Annotated in this window: 8 protein-coding genes; 5 read left to right on the forward strand and 3 right to left on the reverse strand. The window is 76.6% G+C overall.

Annotation, left to right across the window (positions count from 1 at the left end; all coding sequences use genetic code 11):
• Window positions 1–102 precede the first annotated feature (102 nt).
• From LV78_RS21715 to LV78_RS41700, 3 genes are read right to left on the reverse strand one after another with little or no spacing between them, the layout of a single operon-like run.
• Window positions 103–1,368: a cytochrome P450 gene (locus LV78_RS21715; RefSeq protein WP_253847305.1), complete on the reverse strand. Its 1,266-nt coding sequence runs from the start codon at window positions 1,366–1,368 to the stop codon at window positions 103–105.
• Window positions 1,365–8,597 (reverse strand): non-ribosomal peptide synthetase, encoded by a 7,233-nt coding sequence (locus tag LV78_RS21720; protein ID WP_253847309.1) that lies wholly within the window; start codon window positions 8,595–8,597, stop codon window positions 1,365–1,367. The genes LV78_RS21715 and LV78_RS21720 overlap by 4 nt, the downstream gene beginning before the upstream one ends.
• Window positions 8,598–8,620: 23 nt before the next feature.
• Complete coding sequence (locus LV78_RS41700) at window positions 8,621–14,992, reverse strand: non-ribosomal peptide synthetase (protein WP_253847312.1); 6,372 nt, start codon at window positions 14,990–14,992, stop codon at window positions 8,621–8,623.
• Between the two features lie 183 nt (window positions 14,993–15,175).
• On the opposite strand from LV78_RS41700, the gene LV78_RS21730 reads away from it, so the two are divergent.
• Genes LV78_RS21730 through LV78_RS21750 form a run of 5 tightly spaced genes read left to right on the forward strand, consistent with a single transcriptional unit; the run spans window position 15,176 to window position 21,279 of the window.
• On the forward strand, window positions 15,176–15,379 hold the full coding sequence (locus tag LV78_RS21730; protein ID WP_096494612.1) for an MbtH family protein: 204 nt from the start codon (window positions 15,176–15,178) through the stop codon (window positions 15,377–15,379).
• Between the two features lie 29 nt (window positions 15,380–15,408).
• Window positions 15,409–17,730: a lantibiotic dehydratase family protein gene (locus LV78_RS21735; RefSeq protein ID WP_253847539.1), complete on the forward strand. Its 2,322-nt coding sequence runs from the start codon at window positions 15,409–15,411 to the stop codon at window positions 17,728–17,730.
• Complete coding sequence (locus tag LV78_RS21740; protein WP_253847318.1) at window positions 17,730–19,196, forward strand: amino acid adenylation domain-containing protein; 1,467 nt, start codon at window positions 17,730–17,732, stop codon at window positions 19,194–19,196. Before LV78_RS21735 ends, LV78_RS21740 begins: the two co-directional genes overlap by 1 nt.
• Window positions 19,193–21,031, forward strand: a complete 1,839-nt coding sequence (locus LV78_RS21745; RefSeq protein WP_253847326.1) for a pyridoxal-phosphate dependent enzyme — start codon at window positions 19,193–19,195, stop codon at window positions 21,029–21,031. The genes LV78_RS21740 and LV78_RS21745 overlap by 4 nt, the downstream gene beginning before the upstream one ends.
• The gene (locus LV78_RS21750; protein WP_253847329.1) at window positions 21,028–21,279 is read left to right on the forward strand and encodes an acyl carrier protein; all 252 of its coding nucleotides are present in this window, start codon (window positions 21,028–21,030) and stop codon (window positions 21,277–21,279) included. Before LV78_RS21745 ends, LV78_RS21750 begins: the two co-directional genes overlap by 4 nt.
• Window position 21,280 lies beyond the last annotated feature (1 nt).

Consider the following 21,280-nt stretch of genomic DNA (forward strand, 5'->3'; position numbering starts at 1 on the left):
GGTGAGCGCGGGGGTGGGGGGCTGGGCGGAGGATCAGCACCGGACGATCGGCGCCGGGCGGGCAGCACCGGACTGGCGGCACTGGACCGGCGGGCCGGGCGGTCAGTACCGGACCGGCAGGGCCGTCAGGCTGCGGTTGAGCAGGGACGGCTGCCAGGTGTGCCGGGTCCCCTCCAGGCGCAGGCCGGGGTACTCGGTGACCAGGAACTCCAGCGCCGAGCGCGCCACCAGCCTGGCCAGCGCGGCGCCGATGCAGAAGTGGGCGCCGAAGCCGAAGCCGAGGTGGGCGGTGTCGGCGCGGGTGACCTGGAAGCGGTCCGGGGCCGGGTAGCGGGCCGGGTCGCGGTTCGCGGCGGCCGTGACCAGGAACAGGCGGTCGCCGCCGCGCACGCGCGCCCCGCCCAGCTCGAAGTCCCGCGAGGCCAGGCGGATCGACATCTTGGACGGGCCGTCGAAGCGCATGGCCTCCTCCACCGCCGCGCCCACCAGCGAGGGGTCGGCGCGCACCGCCGCCAGCTGCTCCGGGTCCAGCAGCAGGGCCCTGGCGGCGTTGGCGATCAGGTTGCTGGTGGTCTCGCCGCCCGCGAAGGCCATCTGGGTGAGCATCCCGACGAACTCGTCCTCGGTGACGCGGTCCCCCACCTGCCCGCCCGCGAGGACGGCGCTGATCAGGTCGTCCTGCGGGTCGGCGCGGCGCTTGCCGACCAGGTCCGCCAGGTACTCCTCCAGGTTCACCAGCGACTGCAACGAGGTCCGGTACTCGCGCTCCTCCTGCGCCCCGCCGAGCACCAGCTCCCCCACCTTGGCGTTCCAGTACCAGAACGAGGCGTGGTGCTGCTGCGGCACGCCCAGCCAGCGGGCGAACACCAGCGCGGGCAGCGGCTTGGCCACGTCCGCGATCAGGTCCCCGACCCGTCCCGGCACGGCCCGGCGGGTGAGCAGCGCCCTGGTGACGCGCTCGATCAGCGGCCGGTACCGGTTGATGGCGCGCGCCGAGAACTGCTCCTGGAACACCTGCCGCAACCGCCGGTGGTCCGGGGCGTCGGTGAACACCATCCAGCGGGACAGGGTGCCGAAGGCGCGCTCGGCGCTGTCGCGGGCGCCCTCGGGCACGGCGTCCCTGAGCGGTCCGACGCGGTCGGCGGAGGCGGCGGGCTCGCGCAGCGCCGAGGTGAGCTGGGCGTGCCCGGTGACCAGCCACGCCCGGTGCAGCGGGCTCCAGCGCACGGGGTCGTGGTCGCGCAGGGCGTTCAGGTACGGGTACGGGTCGGCGTTGACGGCCGGGTCCAGCAGGTAGCGCTCGGTGAAGCCGGGCGCGGTGGGCGCGGTGGGTGCGGCGAGCGCGGTGGGTTCCAGGGTCGCGGTCATCGACGGGCCTCCGCCCTGATCGCGCCGAGCAGGTCCGCGAACGCGCGGGCGTTGGGCTCGGCGAGGATGGTCATGTGGTCGCCGGGTGAGACGTGCACGGTCAGCCCGCCCAGCGCCAGCGCCCGCCAGCGCTCGACGTACTCGGCGAACCCGACGTCCAGACCCGGCATCGGCTGCCCGTCGGGGATGGCGGCGGCCTCGGAGCCGACGACCAGGTGCACGTGGCCGGGGTGCGGGCGGGGCTCGTAGTCGGCGAGGGCGGCCAGCAGCGAGTGCCACACCTCGATCGGCGCGTCGTGCGCCAGGTCGGCCTCGGCGGGGGCCATGCCCGCGCCGAGCAGGGTCTCGCGCAACCACTCCAGCACCGCGTCGCGCTCGGCGCCCGGCGCCAGCTCGCGGGCCCAGTCGCGCAGGGCCAGCCCGTCGACGAGCTCGGCGGCGACCCCGAGCAGCCGGTCGCGGGCGGGCTCGTTCGGCAGGTAGGGCTCGACGAGCACCAGCGGTTCGGCGCGCGCGCCGCGCTCGTGCAGCTGCGTCGCCATCTCCAGGGCCAGGTTCGCGCCCATCGACCAGCCCAGCAGGGCGCGCGGGGCGTCGCCGGGCAGCTCGGCGACGTAGTTGGCGGCGATGCCGCGCACGGTGGTCGGGTCGACCCCGCCGAGCAGGCCGCGCGCCTGGAACGCCAGCACCGGTCCGGACGGCAGCGCCCTGGCCAGCGGCACGAACCAGGCGGCGCTGCCGCCGGTGGGGTGCACGCAGTGCAGCGGCTCGCCGTCGCCGTCGCGCAGCCGCACCTCGGAGCGCACCTCGCGCGGCGACTCGGGCGCGGTCTCGGCGAGCCGGGCGGCGAGCTGGGCGATGGTGGGCCGCTCGACCAGGTCCCGCACGGTGACCGGCACGCCCCTGGAGCGGGCGGTGGCGGCGACCCGCACGGTGGACAGGGAGCTGCCGCCGATGCGGAAGAAGTCGTCGTGCACGCCGATCTCGACCAGCCCCAGCACGTCCCGCCACACCTCGGCGAGCACGACCTCGACCGGGGTGCGCGGGGCGGTGTAGGCGGCGCCCGCGCCGTCGCGCTCGGCCGTGGGCAGCGGCAGCGCGCCCCGGTCGACCTTGCCGCTGCGGTTGACCGGCAGCGCGTCCAGCACGACGAACCGGGCGGGCACCATGTACCCCGGCACCCTGGCGCGCAGCGCCCGGCGCAGCGGTTCGGCGTCGGCCACCTCGCCCACCACGTACGCCACCAGCGCGGGTCCGCCCGGCAGCTCGCGCACCAGCACCACGGCCTGCGCGACCTCGGGCAGCTCGCCGAGGGCGTGCTCGATCTCGCCCAGCTCGATCCGGAAGCCGCGCAGCTTGACCTGCGAGTCGCGGCGACCGGCCCACTCGACGCTGCCGTCGGCGCGGCGGCGGCCGAGGTCGCCGGTGCGGCACAGCCGGGAGCCGGGCGGCCCGTACGGGTCGGGCACGTAGGTGTCGGCGGTCAGGCCCGGTCGGCCCAGGTAGCCGCGCGCGACGCCGAGCCCGCCGAGGTGGATCTCGCCGATCACGCCCACGGGCAGCGGCTGGAGGTCGGGGTCGAGCACGTAGGCGGTGGTGTTGCGGAAGGGCAGGCCGATCGCGGGACGGCCGCCGCCGGGCGCGCAGACCTGCGCGGTGGTCCACACCGAGGTCTCGGTGAGGCCGTAGACGTTGTGGAACGCGCGGCCCGCCGACCAGGCGTCGGCGATCTCGGCCGGGCACGCCTCCCCCGCGACCTGGAGGGTGGCCAGCTCCGGGAAGTCCTCGCCCGTCATGACGGCGAGCGCGCTGGGCGGCAGCATGGTCGCGGTGATCCGCAGCTCGCGCAGGGTGCGGGCCAGGTCGGGGCCGGGGCGCAGGGCGTCCTTGGGCGCGGTGCACAGGCGTCCGCCGTTGGTCAGCGCCCAGGTCATCTCCAGCACGGAGGCGTCGAAGCTCGCCGAGGCGAACTGGAGCACCCGGTCGGCCGGTCCGGGGCGCACCAGGTCGCGCTGCCCGTCGGCCATGTTCGCCAGGCCGGAGTGCGGGATCACCACGCCCTTGGGGACGCCGGTGGAGCCGGAGGTGTAGATGACGTACGCGGCGGCGTCGCCGTCGACGGCCTCGGCCGGGACGAGCGGTTCGGTCCCCTCCGGCAGGGGCCGGTCGAGCAGGGTGGTGGGGCCGTCGAACGGGACGGTCCCGGCGAGCGGGCCCTGGGTGAGCAGGGCGCGCATCCCGCTGTCGGCGGCCATGAACGCGAGCCGGTCGGTGGGCAGCAGCGGGTCCAGGGGCAGGTAGGCGCCGCCCGCGTGCAGCACGGCCAGCGCGGCGCGCACCAGGTCCGGTCCCCGGTCGACGCAGATGCCGACGATCGACTCCGGCCCGACGCCCTGCGCGCGCAGGCGTCCGGCGAGCAGGAGGGCCTGCTCGTGCAGCTGCCCGTAGGTGAGGTCCTGCGGCCCGTCCGGGCCGAGGTGGGTGAGGGCGACGGCGGACCGGTCCTGCGCGGCGACCTGCTGGTGGAAGGCGGTGGTGGCGGGCTCGGACACCGGGCCGCGCGAGAGGACCAGCAGGTCGTGCTCCCGGACCGCGCCCGCGGTGGTGGGCCGGGTGACCGGGCCGTCCGGGTCGGCGGCCATGGCCTCCAGCAGGTCCCGGAACACGTCGGCGACCTGCTCGGCGGTGGCCGGGTCGACGCGGGTCGGGTCCACGTCCAGGGTGAAGCCGTTGACGCTGGTGTTGACCAGCAGCGGGAACAGGGTGCGGGCGATCTCCAGCGACTCGTCCCAGGTGTCGGTGGTCAACCGGTGGAAGTTGACGTAGTTGAAGATCGCCTCGACCAGGTTCGGCTCGCCGGGGCGCAGCCGCGCCATGTGCGCCATCGGCACCCGGCGGTGCGGCAGGACGGCCTGCTCGGCGGCGAAGGTGTCGCGCACCAGGTCCAGCCAGGTGCGGCCGGTGCGGCGCACCCCGAACGGCACGGTGTTGAGGAACAGCCCGCGCATCCGGTCCGCGCCCGCGCGCTCGGGGCGGCCGTTGGTGACCAGGCCGATGGAGTGCCCGCCGACCGGATCGCCGGGCTCGGCGAACAGGCTCATGGTGTGGTGGAAGGCGGCCAGCAGCACGGTGCGGCGCGGCACGCCCGCCCGGCGCGCGAGCTGCCCGATGGCCTCGGTCAGGCCCGCGAAGGAGCGGCGCACCTCGTGCACGACCTCGGCCTCGCCCGGCTCGCGGTGGCCGAAGCGGACCGGGCGGAACTCGGCCAGCTCCTCCCGCCAGTGCGCCATGCCCTCGGCGGAGTCGATCGCGGCCAGCTCCAGGGCGACGTACTCGGCGAAGCGCGGCGCGGGCGGCAGGTGCGGGCGCCCGCCCTGGACGGCCTGGCGGTGCAGGTCGAGCAGGTCGGCGACCAGGGAGGTCAGGCTCCAGCCGTCGAGCACCACGTGGCAGTCGGTGATGGTCAGGCGCAGCTCGCGGTCGGTGAGCCGGTGCAGGTGCAGGCGCACCAGCGGCGGGGCGGCGAGGTCGAAGCGGCGGGCGAACTCGGCGTCCACGTGGCGGCGCAGCTCGGCCCGCTGCTCCTCGCGGGACAGGCCGCGCAGGTCGGTGAACCCGACCGGCAGGACGGCCTCGGGGTGCACGAGCTGGAGCGGTTCGCCGAAGCCGACCAGGGCCACCGAGCTGCGCAGGATGTCGTGGGCGCGCGCCACCTCGGTGGCGGCGGCCCGGAACGCGGCGAGGTCGAAGCCCTCCGGCACGGTGATCTTGAGGTCGGTGACGTTGTGGTAGGCCGCGCGGTGCGGGTCCGACAGCATCTCGTGCAGCATCCCGGCCTGGAGCGCGGTGAGCGGGTAGGCGTCGACCAGGCCCTCGGGCAGGCGGGCGCGGTCGGCCGGGTCGAGCAGCGAGAACGGCTGGACCGGGTCGGGTTCGGCGGCGGCGTCGCCCGCCAGCGCGGCCAGCTCGCCCAGGGTGCGGGCGCGGAACACGTCGGCCACGCCCAGGCCCAGCCCGGCGGCGCGGGCCAGGCCCACCACGCGCAGGGCGAGGATGGAGTCGCCACCCAGGTCGAAGAAGTTGTCGCCGAGGCCCACCCGCTCGGCCCCGGTGACCTCCGCCCACACGGCGGCCAGCGCGCGCTCCGCGGCGGTGCCCGGCGGGACGTGCTCGGCGCGGGTGCGGGCGCCACCGGCCTCCACGGCGGCGAGCGCGGCGCGGTCGACCTTGCCGTTGGCGGTGAGCGGCAGCCGCTCGTGCCGCACGAACAGCGCGGGCACCATGTGCTCCGGCAGTCCCTCGCGCAGCCGCTCGCGCAGCGCGGCCGGGTCGAGCGCGCCGCCGGTGAGCACGACGTGGCCGACCAGGCGGGCGCCCTGCGGGCCCGGCTTGGCGACGACGGCGGCGTCGGCGACCCGGTCGCAGCCGCGCAGGGCGCTCTCGATCTCGCCCGGCTCGACCCGGAAGCCCCGGATCTTGACCTGGTCGTCGGCGCGGCCGACGTAGGACAGCTGCCCGTCCGGCAGGACGCGCACCAGGTCGCCGGTGCGGTAGGCGCGCAGGCCGCCCAGGACGCCGCGCGGGAACCGCTCGGCGGTCAGCTCGGGCCGGTTGCGGTAGCCGCGCGCCACGCCGTCGCCGGTGATGTGCAGCTCGCCGACCGTGCCGACCGGGACCAGGCGGCCGTGCCGGTCCAGCACCACGCCGTGCTGGCCGGGCAGGGGGCGGCCGATGGGCGAGCGGTCGCCGTGGTGGTCCCAGATGTCGTCGTCGGTGATGAGCCGGTGCGTGACGTGGACGGTGGTCTCGGTGATGCCGTACATGTTGACCAGCGCGGGCTTGCGGCCGGGCGCGGTGAACCAGTCGCGGTAGTCGCGGGTGTCGAAGGCGTCGCCGCCGAACACGACGGTGCGCAGCGCCAGGTCGTCGAAGGTGCGGCCGTGCTGGGCGAGGTGGGCGCGCAGGCCCTTGAAGGCGGCCGGGGTCTGGCTCAGGACGGTGACGCGCTCGTCGCGCAGCACCGCGTGCACGGCCTCGGGGTCGCGGGTCTGCTCGCCGGTGAGCACGACCGCGCGACCGCCGGTGGCGAGCGGGCCCCACAGCTCCCACACCGAGAAGTCGAAGGCGGTGGAGTGCATGAGCGACCACACGTCGCCGGGGCCGAAGTCGAAGCGCCGGTCGGCGGCGGCGAACAGCCAGGCGACGTTGGCGTGGGTGATCTCGACGCCCTTGGGGGTCCCGGTGGAGCCGGAGGTGTAGATGACGTAGGCCAGGTCCGCGCCGAGCACCGGGGTGGCGGGGGCGGTGGCGGGCACGTCGGTGGGCGCGTCGGCCGGGTCGAGCAGGGTGACGGGCAGGCCGTCGAGCGCGGCGCGGCCGGTGTCGTCGGCGACGACCAGGGACACGCCCGCGTCGGCGACGGTGAACTCGATCCGCTTGCGGGGGTGGCGCGGGTCGAGCGGCAGGTACGCCGCCCCCGCCCGCCACACGCCGAGCAGGGCGACGGCGAGGTCGGCGGTGCGCTCAAGGCACACCCCGACCAGGGACTCGCGGCCCGCGCCCAGCGCGCGCAGCCTGCCCGCCAGCGCGGTGGCGCGGACGTCCAGCTCGGCGTAGGTGAGCGAGCGCCCGCCGCCGGTGACGGCCACCGCGTGCGGGGTCGCGGCGACGTGGTCGGCGACCCGGTCCAGGACCAGGCTCGCCCGGCCGGTCTCCGAGCCCGCGACCGCCGGACCGTCCGGGCCGAGCAGGAACGCGCGCTCGGCGTCGGTGAGCAGCGGCACGGAGCCCAGCGGGGCGTCGGGGCGCTCGAAGAACGCCCGCAGCACCGCGACGGTGTGCTCGGCCAGCCGGGCGATCGACTCGGGCTCGAACAGGTCGGGGCGGTAGGTGAACGCCAGCCGGTAGCCGTCGCCGCGACCCACCGCCTCCAGGGACAGGTCGAACTTGGCGCTGGTGAGCGCGATCGGGAACGGCCGGGCCACCGCGCCGCCGAGGGCGAACCCGTCGCCGCCGCCGGACTCGGCGTAGGAGAACAGGACCTGGAACAGCGGGTTGCGGGACAGGTCGCGCTCGGGGCTCAGCTCGTCGACGACCCGCTCGAACGGCAGGCCCTGGTGGCTCAGCGCCCCGAGGACGCGCTCCCTGGCCCGCTCCAGCACCTGCGCGCAGGTGGGGTCGCCGGACAGGTCGGCGCGCATGACCAGGGTGTTGACGAAGAACCCGACCAGGTTCTCGGTCTCCACGCGGTCGCGGTTGGCGGTGATCGTGCCGATGGCGACGTCGTCCTGGCCGCTGTGGAAGCCGAGCGCGGCCTGGAAGGCGGCCATGATCGTGGTGAACGGGGTGGTGTCGGCGGCGCCGACGGCGGCGGCGAGGTCGGCGGGCAGGTCGACCGCGTGCACGGCGCCTTCGTGGGAGCGCTCTCGCGGGCGGGGGTGGTCGGTGGGCAGCTCCAGCGGGGTCAGGCCGGACAGGGCGGCGCGCCAGTGGGCGAGGTCGGCGCTCTCGTCGGAGGCGCGCTGCCAGGCCGCGTAGTCGGTGTACTCGATCGGGGTGGGCTTGAGCGGGGACGGCCGCCCGGTGAGGCGGGCCAGGTACAGCTCGCGCAGGTCGCGCACCAGGACGTCGAGGGACCAGCCGTCGGTGACGATGTGGTGGGCGGCCAGCACGAGCACGGGGTCCGAATCGCCGCCGGGACGCGCGGTGGTGGCGGCGGGGTCGGCGTCGGGACCCGTGCCCGCTCCGGCGGGCAGCACCAGGGTGGCGCGGAAGGCCGGTTCGGCGGCCAGGTCGAAGGGGCGCGCGGCGGCGGCGTGCACGGCCCCCGCGAGGTCGTCGGCGCGGCCTGCGGGCAGCACGACGGTCGCCAGCGGTGCGCCGCGCGGCAGGACGCGCTGGTGCGGGACGCCGTCCTCGGCGGGGAACACCGCGCGCAGCTGCTCGTGCCGGGCGGTCAGGTCGTCCACCGCCGCCGCGAGCGCGTCGGCGTCGAGCGGGCCGGTGAGCCGCCAGGCGGCGGGCAGCAGGTACTCGGTGCCGCCGGGGGCGAGCTGGTCCAGGAAGTACAGCCGCTGCTGGGCCGCCGACAGCGGCGCGGTCTCCGGCCGGGGGTCCTGCCGGGGGATGCCGGTCGGGCCGCCGGTCAGGCCGCGCAGGCGCCGTTCGAGCAGGGCGCGGGCGGCGGGCGACAGACCGGAGCGGGCGGGCTGGGTCTTGGGGGTGGTCATGGCGTGCTCCGTCCAGTTCGTCTTCAGAAAGCGGCGTCGACCGACAGGGAGAGGTCGATCTCGTCCTCGCTCATCGCGGAGATCTGCTCGACCAGCAGGCGCTCCACCTCGGCGGCGAGCAGCGCGACGGTGGGGTTGTCGAAGAGCTCGCGCACCGCGAGGGGGCAGTCGAACGCGGTGCGCACGCGGGAGGCGGTGGCGACGGCGCGCAGCGAGTGCCCGCCGAGGGCGAAGAAGTCGTCGTGCAGGCCGACCCGGTCGACGCCCAGCACCTCGGCCCAGATCTGGGCGAGCACGACCTCGGTGGGCGTGGACGGCGGCACGTGCTCGCCGCGCGCGGCGCCGGGCGCGGGGTCGGGCAGGGCGGCGGTGTCGAGCTTGCCCTGCACGGTCAGCGGCAGGGCGTCGAGCACCACGATCGCGGCGGGCACGAGGTAGCCGGGCAGCCGGTCGCGGCACCAGGCGGTCAGGTCGGCCGCGCCCGGTCCGCCGGGGTCGAGGCCCTCGCCGGTGGCGTAGCCGACCAGCGCGGGCTCGCCGCCGACGTCGCGGACCACGACGGCCGCGCCGCGCACCCCGGCGTGCTCCCGCAGCACCGCCGCGGCCTCGCCGGGCTCGATCCGGTGGCCCCGGATCTTGACCTGGTCGTCCACCCGGCCGAGGAACTCCAGCTCGCCGCCGGGCAGGCGGCGCACCCGGTCGCCGGTGCGGTAGGCGCGGCCGGGCCCGAACGGGTTGGCCGGGAACCGCTCGGCGGTCAGCTCGGGGTGGCCGAGGTAGCCGCGCGCCAGGTGCGGGCCGCCGATCAGCAGCTCGCCGGGCACGCCGTCCGGGACGGGGCGGTCGTGCGGGTCGACCACGTGCAGGGTGCGGGCGCCCAGCGCGGTCCCGATGGGCACGCGGCCGGTGACCGGCCCGATCACCAGGTGGGCGGTCGCGGCGATCACCGCCTCGGTCGGGCCGTAGCTGTTGACCACCGGCACGTGCGGCAGCAGCTCGAACCAGCGGGTCAGCGGCTCGGCGGGCAGCTCCTCGCCGCCGGTGACCAGCAGCCGCAGCCCGGCCAGGTCGGGGGCGAGGTCGCCGAGGCGGGCCACGACCTGCTGCCAGTAGGACGGGGTCAGCTCGGCGACGGTGATCCCCCGGTCGCGGACCTCGGCGGCCAGCTCGTCCACCGACCACACCTCGTCCGGGCGCAGGACCACGGTCGCGCCGGTGGTCAGGGCGGGCAGGAGCTGTTCGAGGGAGGCGTCGAAGGACAGCGAGGCGAACGAGAGCACCCGGTCGGCCGGGGTGAGGGCGAACAGCTCGCGGGCGGCGGCGGTGTGCGCGGCCAGCGGGCCGTGGTCGACGCCGACGGCCTTGGGCCTGCCGGTGGAGCCGGAGGTGAAGATGACGTAGGCCGGGTCGCCGGGGTCGGGGTCGGTCGCGGGGTGCGCGCCGGGGGTGGTGGTCCCGACCGGCACGGTGCGCGCGCCGAGCCCGGTCAGCGGACCGTCCGTCCGCTCGTCCACGACCACGATCCGGGCGCCCGCCTCGGTGAGCGCGTACCGCAGCCGCTCCTCGGGCAGGGCCGGGTCGAGCGGCACGTACGCGCCACCGGCCCGCCACACCGCGAGCATCGCCGCCACCGACCACGGGCCCCGGCCCAGGCACACGCCGACCGGGTCGCCCCGGCGCACTCCCCCGGCGACCAGCGCCGAGGCGAGCCCGCCGACCAGGCCGTCCAGCTCGCCGTAGGTCACCGCCCGCTCCCCGCACACCAGCGCGAGGTCGTCCGGGGCGCCGCCCAGGCGCAGCGGCGGGGCGGGCGCGGGCGGCGGCGCGGCGGTGAGGGCGGCGCGCTCGCCGGGGGACAGCAGGTCGGCGTCGGCGGCGACCGAGTCCGGGTCGGCGATCGCGGCGCGCAGGGCGCGGACCACGTGGTCGGCCAGCCGGGCGGCGGTGGCCGCGTCGAACAGGTCGGCGCTGTACTCCACGTCGAGCGAGAACCGGTCCGGGTGCGCCAGGAAGGTGGCGGTGAGGTCGAACTTCGCCGACTCCCAGGGCAGGGTGAACCCGGTGAAGTCCAGGCCGGGCAGGGAGATCCCGGTGGACACCGCGCTCTCCTGCACGTCGAACATCACCTGGAACAGCGGGTTGCGCGACAGGTCCCGCTCCGGCCGCAGCCGCTCGACCAGGCGCTCGAACGGCACGTCCTGGTTGGCGAAGGCGGTCAGGGCGGTGTCGCGGGCGCGGGTGATCAGCTCGGCGAACGTCGGCTCGCCGGACAGGTCCCCGCGCAGCACGACGGTGTTGACGAAGAACCCGACCAGCCCCTCCAGCTCGACCCGGCCGCGCCCGGCCAGCGGGGCGCCGACGGCGATGTCGGTCTGGCCGGACCAGCGGGCGAGCACGGACTGGAGCACGGCCAGCAGCACGGTGAAGCGGGTGGCGCCGAAGCGCTGGGCGAGCGCGTCCACGCCCTCGGCCAGCTCCGGCGGCAGCGGCGTCTCCACCGCCCCGCCGCGCGCGGACCGGGCAGCCGGGCGGGGGTGGTCGGTGGGCAGCTCCAGCGCGGCGACCCCGTCCAGGGCGGCGCTCCAGTGCGCGAGCTGCCCGTCGAGGGCGCCGGAGTCGAGCCGGTCGCGCTGCCAGACCGCGTAGTCGCCGTACTGCACGGGCAGCGGCGGCAGCTCGGGGACGGCCCCGGCGGCGCGGGCGGCGTAGCAGCGCGCCAGCTCGCCGATCACCACGTCCTTGGACCAGCCGTCGGTGGCCACGTGGTGGAAGGCCAGCACCAGCACGTGCTCGTCGGGGCCGAGCCGCCACAGCCCGGAGCGGACCAGCGGCGGGCGGTCGAGCTCGAAGCGGGCGGCGGCGAACTCCCTGGCCTCGCGCCGGACCTGCCGGGCGTCGTGGCCGGTGCGGCGCTCCAGCGGGACCGGGACGTCGTGGTGGACCAGCTGCACCGGGTGCCCGTCGGCCTCGACGAGGGCGGTGCGCAGCACCTCGTGCCTGGCGACGACGTCGCCGAGGGCGGCCTCCCAGGCGTCGGCGTCGAGCGGGCCGCGCACCAGCCAGGAGAACCAGAGCACGTAGTCCTCACCGGAGTCGGAGACCCGGTCCAGGAACCACAGGCGCTCCTGGGCGAAGGACATCGGCAGCGGGCCGGTGCGGTCGACCGGGACGACGCGGGCGGTGGCCACGGGGCGGGCGGCGGCGACCAGGGGGCCGAACTCGCGGATGCGCGGGTTCTCGAACAGGGCGCGCAGCTCCACGTCCCGCCCGAGCCGCTCGGCGACGCGGGAGACGGCCATGGTGGCGAGCAGCGAGTGGCCGCCGAGGTCGAAGAACCCGTCGTCCAGGCCGATCCGGGGGACGCCGAGCACCTCGGCCCAGATGCGGGCGATCTCGCGCTCGACGTCGTCGCGGGGCTCGGCGTGCTCGCCGGTGGGGGCGGCGGTGCGGTCGGGGTCGGGCAGGGCGGCGCGGTCGAGCTTGCCGGAGGTGGTCACCGGCAGGGCGGCCAGCACGACGATCTCGGCCGGGACGGCGTAGTGCGGGAGCACTCGGGCCAGCTCGGCGCGCAGCTCGGCTGCGGTCGGGGCGGTGGCGGCCTGGGCGGTGGCGGTCGGGGCGGCGGCGGTCGGGACGGCGCTGTCGAGGACGTCGGTGACCGGAGTGGCGTCGGTAGGCGGAGTGGCGTCGGCGGCCGGAGTGGCGTCGGCGGCCGGAGTGGCGTCGGTGGGCGCGGCGCCTGCGGGGACGACGTAGCCGACGAGGCTCTGCCCACCGTGCGGGTCGGCCTTGACGGCGGCTGCGGCGGCCAGCACCCCGGCGCACCCGGACAGCGCCGACTCGACCTCGCCCAGCTCCACCCGGTAGCCCCGGATCTTGACCTGGTCGTCGGCGCGCCCGAGGAACTCCAGCTCCCCGTCCGCCCGCCACCGCACCAGGTCCCCGGTGCGGTAGAGCCTGCCGCCCGCCGGGTCGGGCACGAACCGCTCGGCGGTGAGCGCGGGCCGCCCGAGGTAGCCGCGCGCCAGCTCGGGGCCGCCGACCAGCAGCTCACCGGGCTCGCCGACCCCGACCGGGTCGCCGCCCGCGTCGACCACCAGCACCCGCCTGCCGCCGAGCGGGCGGCCGATGGGGACCCGACCGGATTCGTCGCCGGTGACCTCGTGGGTGGTGGCGGTGACGACTGCCTCGGTGGGGCCGTAGGCGTTGAGCACCCGCACGTGCGGGGCGTGCCCGCGCCACGCGGCCAGCGCGCCGGTCGGCACCTCCTCGCCGCCGAGGATCAGCAGCCGCAGCCCCGCCAGGTCGGCGCCCGACGTCAGGGACAGGGCCAGCTCGCTCCAGTAGGTGGGCGGCAGGTTCAGGACGGTGAGGCCGTGCGCGGCGACGAGCGCGGGCACCGAGGCGGGCAGCCACGGCTCGTCGCCGCGCAGCACGACGGTCGCGCCGCAGGTGAGGGCGGGCAGCAGCTGGTCGAGGGAGGCGTCGAAGGAGAACGACGAGAACGCGAGCACCCGGTCGGCCTCGGTGACGGCGTAGCGGTCGCGGGCGGCGGCGACGTGCGCGGCCAGCGCGCCGTGCTCGACGCCGACCGCCTTGGGCAGGCCGGTGGAGCCGGAGGTGAAGATGACGTACGCCAGCTCGGCCGGGTCGGGGTCCACCGGGTCGAACCCGGCGTCCGGGTCCACGTCGGCCACGTCCAGGTGGCGCACCCCGGCGACGCCGGTGTCGCCCACGGCGTGCCGCACGCCCGCCTCCGCGACCATGAACGCCCGCCGCTCGACGGGCAGCGCCGGGTCGAGGGGCACGTGGACGGCGCCCGCGCGCCAGATCGCCAGCATCGCCACCACGGACCAGGTCCCGCGCGGCAGGCACACGCCGACCGCGTCGCCCCGCCTCACCCCGGCGTCGCGCAGCAGCGCGGCCAGCCCGCCGGTCAGTGCCTCCAGGCGGTCGTAGGTGACGGTGTCCGCCCCGCACACCAGCGCGGCGCGCCCCCCGCTCCCCCGCACCCGCGGCGGCGCGGGCGGCGGGACGGCGGCGGGACGGCCCCAGGTGTCGAGCAGCACCCGGCCGGGCAGCGGCGGCAGGGCGGCGGCCAGGTCGGCGACCGGCGCGTCCGGGGCGTCGAGCACGGCGGTGAGCAGCGCCAGGAACCCGTCAGCCAGCTGCTGCGCGGTGGCCCGGTCGAACAGGGCGGTGGCGTACTGGAGGCGGGCCAGCAGGCTGTGGTCGGGCATCAGGTTGAGGTCGAGGAAGACCTCCATGTCGGTGCCGTCCAGCGGCGTGCGCACCAGCTCCGCGTCCAGCCCTTCGAGGCTCGCGCCCTGGTGGGCGGTGTTGAGCAGGGTGAACGAGGCCTGCGCCAGCGGGTGCCTGGACAGGTCGCGCTCCAGGGCCAGCGCGCCGACGACCCGGTCGAAGGGCGCCTCGGCGTGCGAGAGGTCCTTGAGCACACCGTCGCGGACCCGGCGCAGCAGCGCGTCGAACGTCGGGCGCCCGCCCAGGTCGGTGCGCAGCACGACGGTGTTGACGAACGGCCCGATCAGGTTCGCGGTGTCCAGCGGCCCGCCCCGGTCGGTCATGGTGGTGCAGGTGGCGATGTCGGTGCGCCCGCTGTGGTGGCCCAGCAGCGACTGGTAGACCGCGAGGAGCACCTGGTAGCGGGTGGCGCGGCGCTCGCGGGCGGCGGCGTCGACGCGGGCCAGCAGGGCCGGGGGCACCACGAAGCGCACCACGTCGCCGGAGCCGTCCCACACCTCGGGGCGCGGGCGGTCGGTGGGCAGTGCCAGCGGGGTGACGCCGGTGAGGCGGCCGGTCCAGTGGGCGAGCAGGCGGGCAAGGCGCTTCGGGGTGAGGCGGGCGTTCTGCCAGGCGGCGAAGTCCGCGTACTGGTGGGCGGGGGCGGGCACCCGCTCGCCCCGGTACCCGGCGGCCAGCTCGCGCAGCAGCACGTCCCACGACCAGCCGTCGACGGCGATGTGGTGCACCACCAGCAGCAGCAGGTGGTCCTCGGCGCCGAGGCGGGCCAGCACCGCGCGCACCGGCGGTTCGACCGCCAGGTCCAGCGGGCGGCGCAGCTCGCGCTCGAACACCTCCTGCGGGCCTGCCGCGTCCACGTGCCGCAGCACGACCGCGCCCGGCGGGTCGAGCACCGGCACGGGCTCGCCGTCGACGGCGGTGAACCGGGTGCGCAGCACCTCGTGCCGGGTGACGATCCCGGTCAGCGCCCGCTCCAGCGCGGGCACGTCCAGCGCGCCGCGCACCCGCAGCGCCAGCGGCAGCAGGTTGTCCGACCCGCCGCCCGCCAGCTGCTCCAGGAACCACAGCCTGCGCTGCGCGGAGGAGACCCCGGCGGCAGGTCCGTTCGCCGTGTGCGGTGCGCCTTCGTTCACTGTCTGCCTCCCTGCGAAGCGGTGTCTGGACGAAGACTGCTCGCCGGGAAGGGGCCCTCACCAGGGAAGGAGCGGCACGGCGCGGTTGCCGTCGTCGCTGCGCGTCCTTCTCTACCGACGCCGCCCGCGCGGCGGCATCGTCGGTGCGGCAACGACACCGCCACCGAGCGACGGGGAGCGCAGATGACGCAGGACGAGCGGGTGTACCGAGTCGTGGTCAACGACGAGGAGCAGTACTCGATCTGGCCCGCCGACCGCGATCTGCCGCCCGGCTGGGTCGCCGACGGGACCGAGGGGCCGCGCGCGGCGTGCCTTGCGCACGTCGAGCGGGTGTGGACCGACATGCGACCGCGCGGCCTGCGCGAGCGGATGGGGCAACTGGGCTGAACCAAGCCCCCTTGAGCTGGTCGGAAGGGATGGTCGGCGTGGCCGAAGAGGTGCTGCTGCCCGGTGGCGGCTGGCGGTTGTGGAACCAGTTCGCCCTGCGCGGCGCGGGTTTCCCGGCGGCGGGGGTGCTCCGCCTGGCCCCGGAGGGCTTGGGGGAGGCGGCGGACAAGTTCACCGACGTCGCCCCGCGCGAGCGGTGGAAGGGCCCGGAGTGGGCCGAGTTCGAGGAGTTCTTCGCGCAGTGCGCGGTGGCGACCGCCCACGAGCTGCAGGGAATCGCCGCGCAGCCGAGGTTCCGCACGGCGCTGGCGTGGCAGAACAAGGCGGTGCTCGGCTCGGGCATCGCGCCGTTCCTCAAGTGGACGCCCACGGCCGAGGGCCGCACGAGCATGCCCCGCCAGCGCGAGGAGCTGGTGGCGCACTACTGGCAGCGGTTCTGCGTCAAGAACGACACCATCGGGTTCTTCGGCCCGGTCGGCTGGGGCCGCTGGGACCTGGCCGGTCCGCGCGGCGTCACCACCGACCACGGCGAGGGCTTCCTGGCCCGCTCCGAGGTGTACTTCTCCAGCTGGGGCGTCGACGCCCTGGCCAAGGTGCTGGGCGCGGAGCCGGGGATGCGGCCGTGGACGCCGCCGCGCCGGGTGGCGTTCGCCAGGGTCGACGGCGGCGCGGTGCGCCTGCCCGGCCGCAAGGCCGCGCCGATCGCCGAGGCCCTGGAGGCGGTGCTGCGGCTGTGCGACGGCGCGCGCCACCCGGTGGGCATCGCCGAGGCGCTCGGTCGCGAGGTCGACGGCGTGCTGGCGGACCTGGACGAGCTGCTGCGCAGGCGCTGGATCACCTGGCGCCTGGACGTCCCGGCCAGCGCGCACCCGGACGAGGCGCTGCGCGAGATCATCGCCAGGGTCGGCGACGCGGCGGTGCGCGAGCCCGCGCTGGCCAGGATCGAGGTGCTGCGGCGCGGTCGCGAGCGGGTCAGGGCGGCGCTGGGCGACGCGGACGAGCTGCTCGCGGCGATGTCCGCGCTGGAGGCGGACTTCACCGAGCTGACCAGCACCGCCGCGCAGCGCGCCAAGGGCGGCCGGACCGGCGCCAACCGGGCGCTGGTCTACTCCGACTCGCGGCGCTCGGCCACCGCCACCCTGGGGTCCGCGGTGCTGGACGAGCTGACCCCGCTGGCGCAGTGCCTGACGGCGGCCCGGTGGATGACCAACCGGTACGCCGAGATCGCCAGGGCGCACCTGCGGGAGGCGTTCGACGCGCTGCGGGCCGAGGGGCCGGTGGTGGACCTGGCGTCGCTGTGGATGGCGTGCCTTCCGGTGCCGCACCCGGACTCGATCGCGGACGCCGACCGGGTGCAGGCCGAGTTGCAGCGCCGGTGGGAGTCGATCGTGCGGGCCCCCGAGGGGGCGCGGCGGGTGCGGCTGTCGTCGGCGGCGATCGCGGACGCGGTGCGGGAGGCGTTCGAGGAGCCCGCCTCCGGCTGGAACGTGGCCCGCTATCTGAGCCCGGACGTGTTCGTCGTGGCCGACGACGCCTCGGCGGTCGAGCGCGGCGAGTTCGAGCTGGTGCTGGGCGAGCTGCACGTGGGCGTGAACACGATGAGCGCCTCGCTGTTCGTGATGCAGCACCCGGACGTGGCCGAGCTGCTGGCCGAGACCGACGTCGACAACCCCGGCCCCCGGCTGCTGCCGATGCTGCCCAAGGAGCAGCCGCCGAAGTGGAACACCCGCAGCAGGCCCGCGCTGAACCGGCCGGTGGACTACCTGGTGGGCATGGTGGACAACACCGCCGACCCGCACCGGCCGCGCACCGCGATGGGCGCGGACGTGCTGGTGCAGGAGCGCGACGGCGACCTGGTCGCGGTGCTGCCCGACGGGGCGGTGTTCCCGGTGATCGACGTGTTCGGCAACGCCCTGACCGCGCGGATCATGGACCGGTTCAGCCTGCGGGCGACCGGCGACCACTCGCCCAGGGTGACCGTGGACAACGTGGTGGTGGCGCGCGAGACGTGGCGGTTCGCCGCCGGGGAGCTGGAGTTCGCGGCCGAGAAGCACGAGGCGCGCCGGTTCGTGCGGGCGCGGGCGTGGCGCGACGAGCACGAGCTGCCCCGCTACGCGTTCGTGGTCTCGCCGACCGAGCCCCGGCCGTTCTACGTGGACTTCGACAGCCCGGTGTACGTGAACGTGCTGGCCAAGGCGGTGCGCAGGTTGGCGCGGCAGGACCCGGCGGCGCGGCTGGTGGTGTCGGAGATGCTGCCCAACCCCGAGCAGGCGTGGCTGACCGACGACACCGGCGCGAAGTACAGCTCGGAGCTGCGGTTCGTGGCCTTCGACCAGACGGGGCGGCAGTGATGGGCGCCGCGAGATCGGGCGGGCGGCCCGCCGTCGTCACCCCGGACGGCGTGCTCACCCACCGCGAGCTGGCCGCGCGGGTGGACCGGTTGGCCCGCGCGCTGGTGGCGGCGGGGGTGGGGCCGGAGGTGGTGTGCGCGATCGCCCTGGAGCGCGGGGTGGACGCGGTGGTGGCGATGGCGGCGGTGCGGCGGGCGCACGGCGCGTTCCTGACCGTGGACACCGACCTGCCGCCAAGGCGGGTGGCGGCGCTGCTGTCGGAGGCGCGGGTGCTGGTGTCCGCCTCGGGGCTCGCGGAGCGGTTCGCCGTTCCCGGCCCGACCGTGCTGGTGGACTCGGACTCGCCGGACGCGGTCCTGCCCGACGGCGAGCCCGATTCCCGGTCGCTGGCGTACGTCAGCCACACCTCCGGGTCGACGGGCGTGCCGAACGCGGTGCTGGTCGAGCACCGCTCGCTGCGCGCGTACCTGCGCTCGGCGGTGCGCGACAACGACCTCGGACCGGACACCGTCGTGCTGCAACTGGCCCCGATGGGCTACGACGCGTCGATCCGCGACACGCTCGCCCCGCTGCTGGCGGGCGGCAGCGTGGTGGTGCTCCCCCGGTCGGCGCTGCTGCGGCCCGAGGAGCTGTTCGCCGCCGTGCGGGCGCACGGGGTGAGCGCGGTGCTGAGCACCACCCCGTCGTTCCTGACGTTCCTGTCCCGCCAACCCGGCGCCGCCGAGGCGCTGCGGGGAGTGCGGCTGGTGGCCACGAGCGGCGAGTCGCTGCGGCCGTTCCTGGCGGCGGGCGGTCGGGCGCTGCTGCCGGGCAGGCTGGTCAACCAGTACGGCCCGACCGAGTGCACGATGACCTCCACCCGCCACGAGGTGCCCGCCGCGCCCGAGGACGCCGACCTGGTCGGGCGGCCGATCGAGGGCGTGGTGGTACGGCTGCTGGACGGCGAGCTGCGGGAGGTGCCGGACGGCGAGGTCGGCGAGGTGCACCTCGGCGGGATCGGGGTGGCGCGCGGCTACGCGGGACGGCCGGGGCTGACGGCGGAGCGGTTCGTCCCCGACCCGTACTGCGTCGTCCCCCCTGGGGGCACGGGCGAGCGCCTGTACCGCACCGGCGACCTGGCGCGGCGGCGACCGGACGGCGTGCTGGAGTACCTGGGCAGGGACGACCGGCAGATCAAGGTGCGCGGCCACCGGGTCGACCCGGCCGAGGTGGAGGCGGTGCTGCTCACGCACCCGTCGGTCACCGGCGCGGCGGTCACCCCGGCCACCGACGCCCAGCAGCGCACCTACCTGGTGGCGCACGTGACGGGCGAGGTGCTGGGGGTGCGGGACGCGGCGCTGCGGGCCCACCTGGCCGACGCCCTGCCCCCGCACCTGATGCCCAGGCGCTTCACCCGCCTGGACCGCTTCCCGACCACGCGCAGCGGCAAGGTCGACCGCGCGGCGCTCGCGGCGGGTGCCCGGTGAACCGCCTGGAGGCCTGGCTGGTCCGGCCGGGCGGAGCGGGGATGGCGGGGTTGGGCGGCGCGGTCGACGTGCTGCGGCTGGTCGGCGCGCGGGACCGGGCGGGTTCGCGGGCCAGCGGACCGGGCGGGATGGGCGAGGTGACCGCGCTGGTCGAGGTCATCACGCCGGACCTGGCCGGATTGCCCGGCCACGCCATCGCGCCGGGCCGGACCACCCGGCCGAACGGGACGGGCGCGCCGGGCGGCGCCGAGCCTCCGTGCTCGGCCACCCGGCCGGACCGGGCCTGCTCGCCGGGCCTGGCAGGCTCCCCGGACTTGACCAGCTCGCCGGACCTGGCCGACTCGCCGGGCCGGGCAGTCGCGCCGGACCTGGCCGACTCGCCGGGCCGGGCAGTCGCGCAGGCCCCTGTCACCGCGCTGGGCCGGGCCACTTCGCCGGACCTCAGCACCCTGCCTGACTCGACCACCCGGCCGGGCCAGGTCGATTTTCCGGGCCTGGCCGACACCCCGGACCTGGCGATTGCGCCTGCCCCCGTCGTCGCACTGGGCCAGGCCACTTCGCCGGACCTCACCACCCGGCCGGGCTCGACCACCCGGCCGGACCGGGCGATCCCGCTGGGCCGGTTCATCGTGCCGGGCCGCACCACCCTGCCCACCCCGGCAGCCCTGTCCACCCCGGCCGTCGCACAGGACCGCCCCACGGCGCCCGACCGCACCACCTCGCCGAACCAGCCCACCTCCTCCCCCACCCGGTCCGACGTCCTGGCCGCCGCCCGCCGCCTGGAAGGGCACGTGCTGCGCACGCCGCTGCTGGCGCTGGAGTCGTTGCCGGGGGTGCTGCTCAAGGCCGAGCACGCCCAGCGCGCCGGCTCGTTCAAGATCCGGGGCGCGGCGAACGCGCTCCTGTCCTCCCCGTGCGCCGAGGTCGTCACCGGCTCCTCCGGCAACCACGGCATCGCCGTGGCCACGCTGGGCCGGGCCCTCGGCGTCCCGGTCACGGTCGTCATGGCGGCGGGCGCGAGCGCGGCCAAGGCCGACGCGCTGCGCCGGTTGGGCGCGACCGTCCTGTCGGTGCCCGGCGGCGTGGACGAGCGGGACGCGCGGGCCAGGGAGCTGGCCGCGCGGACCGGGGCGCGGCTGGTGCCGTCCTCCGACGACGCGCTCGTGGTCGCCGGGCAGGGCACGGTCGGGCTGGAGGTGTTCGAGGACGCGCCTGGCGTGGGCACCGTGTTCGTGCCGGTCGGCGGCGGCGGGCTGCTGGCCGGGGTGTGCCTGGCGGCGCGCGACCTGCCGGTGCGGGTCGTCGGCGTCGAACCGGCCGACGCCCGCCGCTACGCCCGCTCGCTGGCGGCGGGCGCCCCGGTGGTGGTGCCGCCCTCGCGCAGCGTCGCGGACGGGCTGCGCGGCCAGCGGCCGGGCGCGGTGACGCTGCCCGTGATCACCCGCCGGGTGGACGAGCTGGTCTCGGTGGACGACGACGCGGTCGAGCACGCGGCGGCGCTGCTGCGCCGGGCCGGGGTGCGGGCCGAGCCGAGCGGGGCCGCCGCCCTTGCCGGGGCGCTGACCTGCGGGTTCACCGGCACGGCCGCAGTGGTGGTGTCCGGCGGCAACACCGCCGACGCGCTCGCCGCCGTCGGCCTGCCGACCACCCCCGAGCCCCGCTCGGGCGTCCACCGCTTCCCCACCCGCCGGATCACCACCCAGCTCACCACGATCCAGACCACCCACCCCGGCGCCGCTCCCCCGAGCGCGCCCCACCCAGCGGCCACGACCGGCCACCCGACCCCCACCACCCCGATCACCCACCCCGTCACCACCGGAGGAGCACGCTCATGACCACCGCCATCACCACCGCCGACCTGACCGACCTGGCCACCGCCGCCTACCGCGACGCGCTGGGCGACCCGGCGCTCGACGCCGACAGCGACTTCTTCGAGTCGGGCGGCGACTCGCTGTCCGCGTTCCAGATCACCGCCCGGCTGGAGTCGGCGCTGGGCGTGGACGTGCCCGTCGCGCTGGTCTTCGCCTACCCGTCCCCCGCCGACCTGGCGTCGGTGGTCGAGCAGGAACTGGAGGTCGGCTGAC

This window comes from Actinosynnema pretiosum (assembly GCF_024171695.1).
GTDB lineage: Bacteria > Actinomycetota > Actinomycetes > Mycobacteriales > Pseudonocardiaceae > Actinosynnema > Actinosynnema pretiosum.

Coding starts and splice junctions, on each gene's coding strand:
- LV78_RS21740 (WP_253847318.1), top strand. CDS start 17,730: ATGGGCGCCGCGAGATCGGGCGGGCGGCCCGCCGTCGTCACCCCGGAC.
- LV78_RS21720 (WP_253847309.1), bottom strand. CDS start 8,597: ATGACCACCCCCAAGACCCAGCCCGCCCGCTCCGGTCTGTCGCCCGCC.
- LV78_RS21715 (WP_253847305.1), bottom strand. CDS start 1,368: ATGACCGCGACCCTGGAACCCACCGCGCTCGCCGCACCCACCGCGCCC.
- LV78_RS21730 (WP_096494612.1), top strand. CDS start 15,176: ATGACGCAGGACGAGCGGGTGTACCGAGTCGTGGTCAACGACGAGGAG.
- LV78_RS21735 (WP_253847539.1), top strand. CDS start 15,409: ATGGTCGGCGTGGCCGAAGAGGTGCTGCTGCCCGGTGGCGGCTGGCGG.
- LV78_RS21750 (WP_253847329.1), top strand. CDS start 21,028: ATGACCACCGCCATCACCACCGCCGACCTGACCGACCTGGCCACCGCC.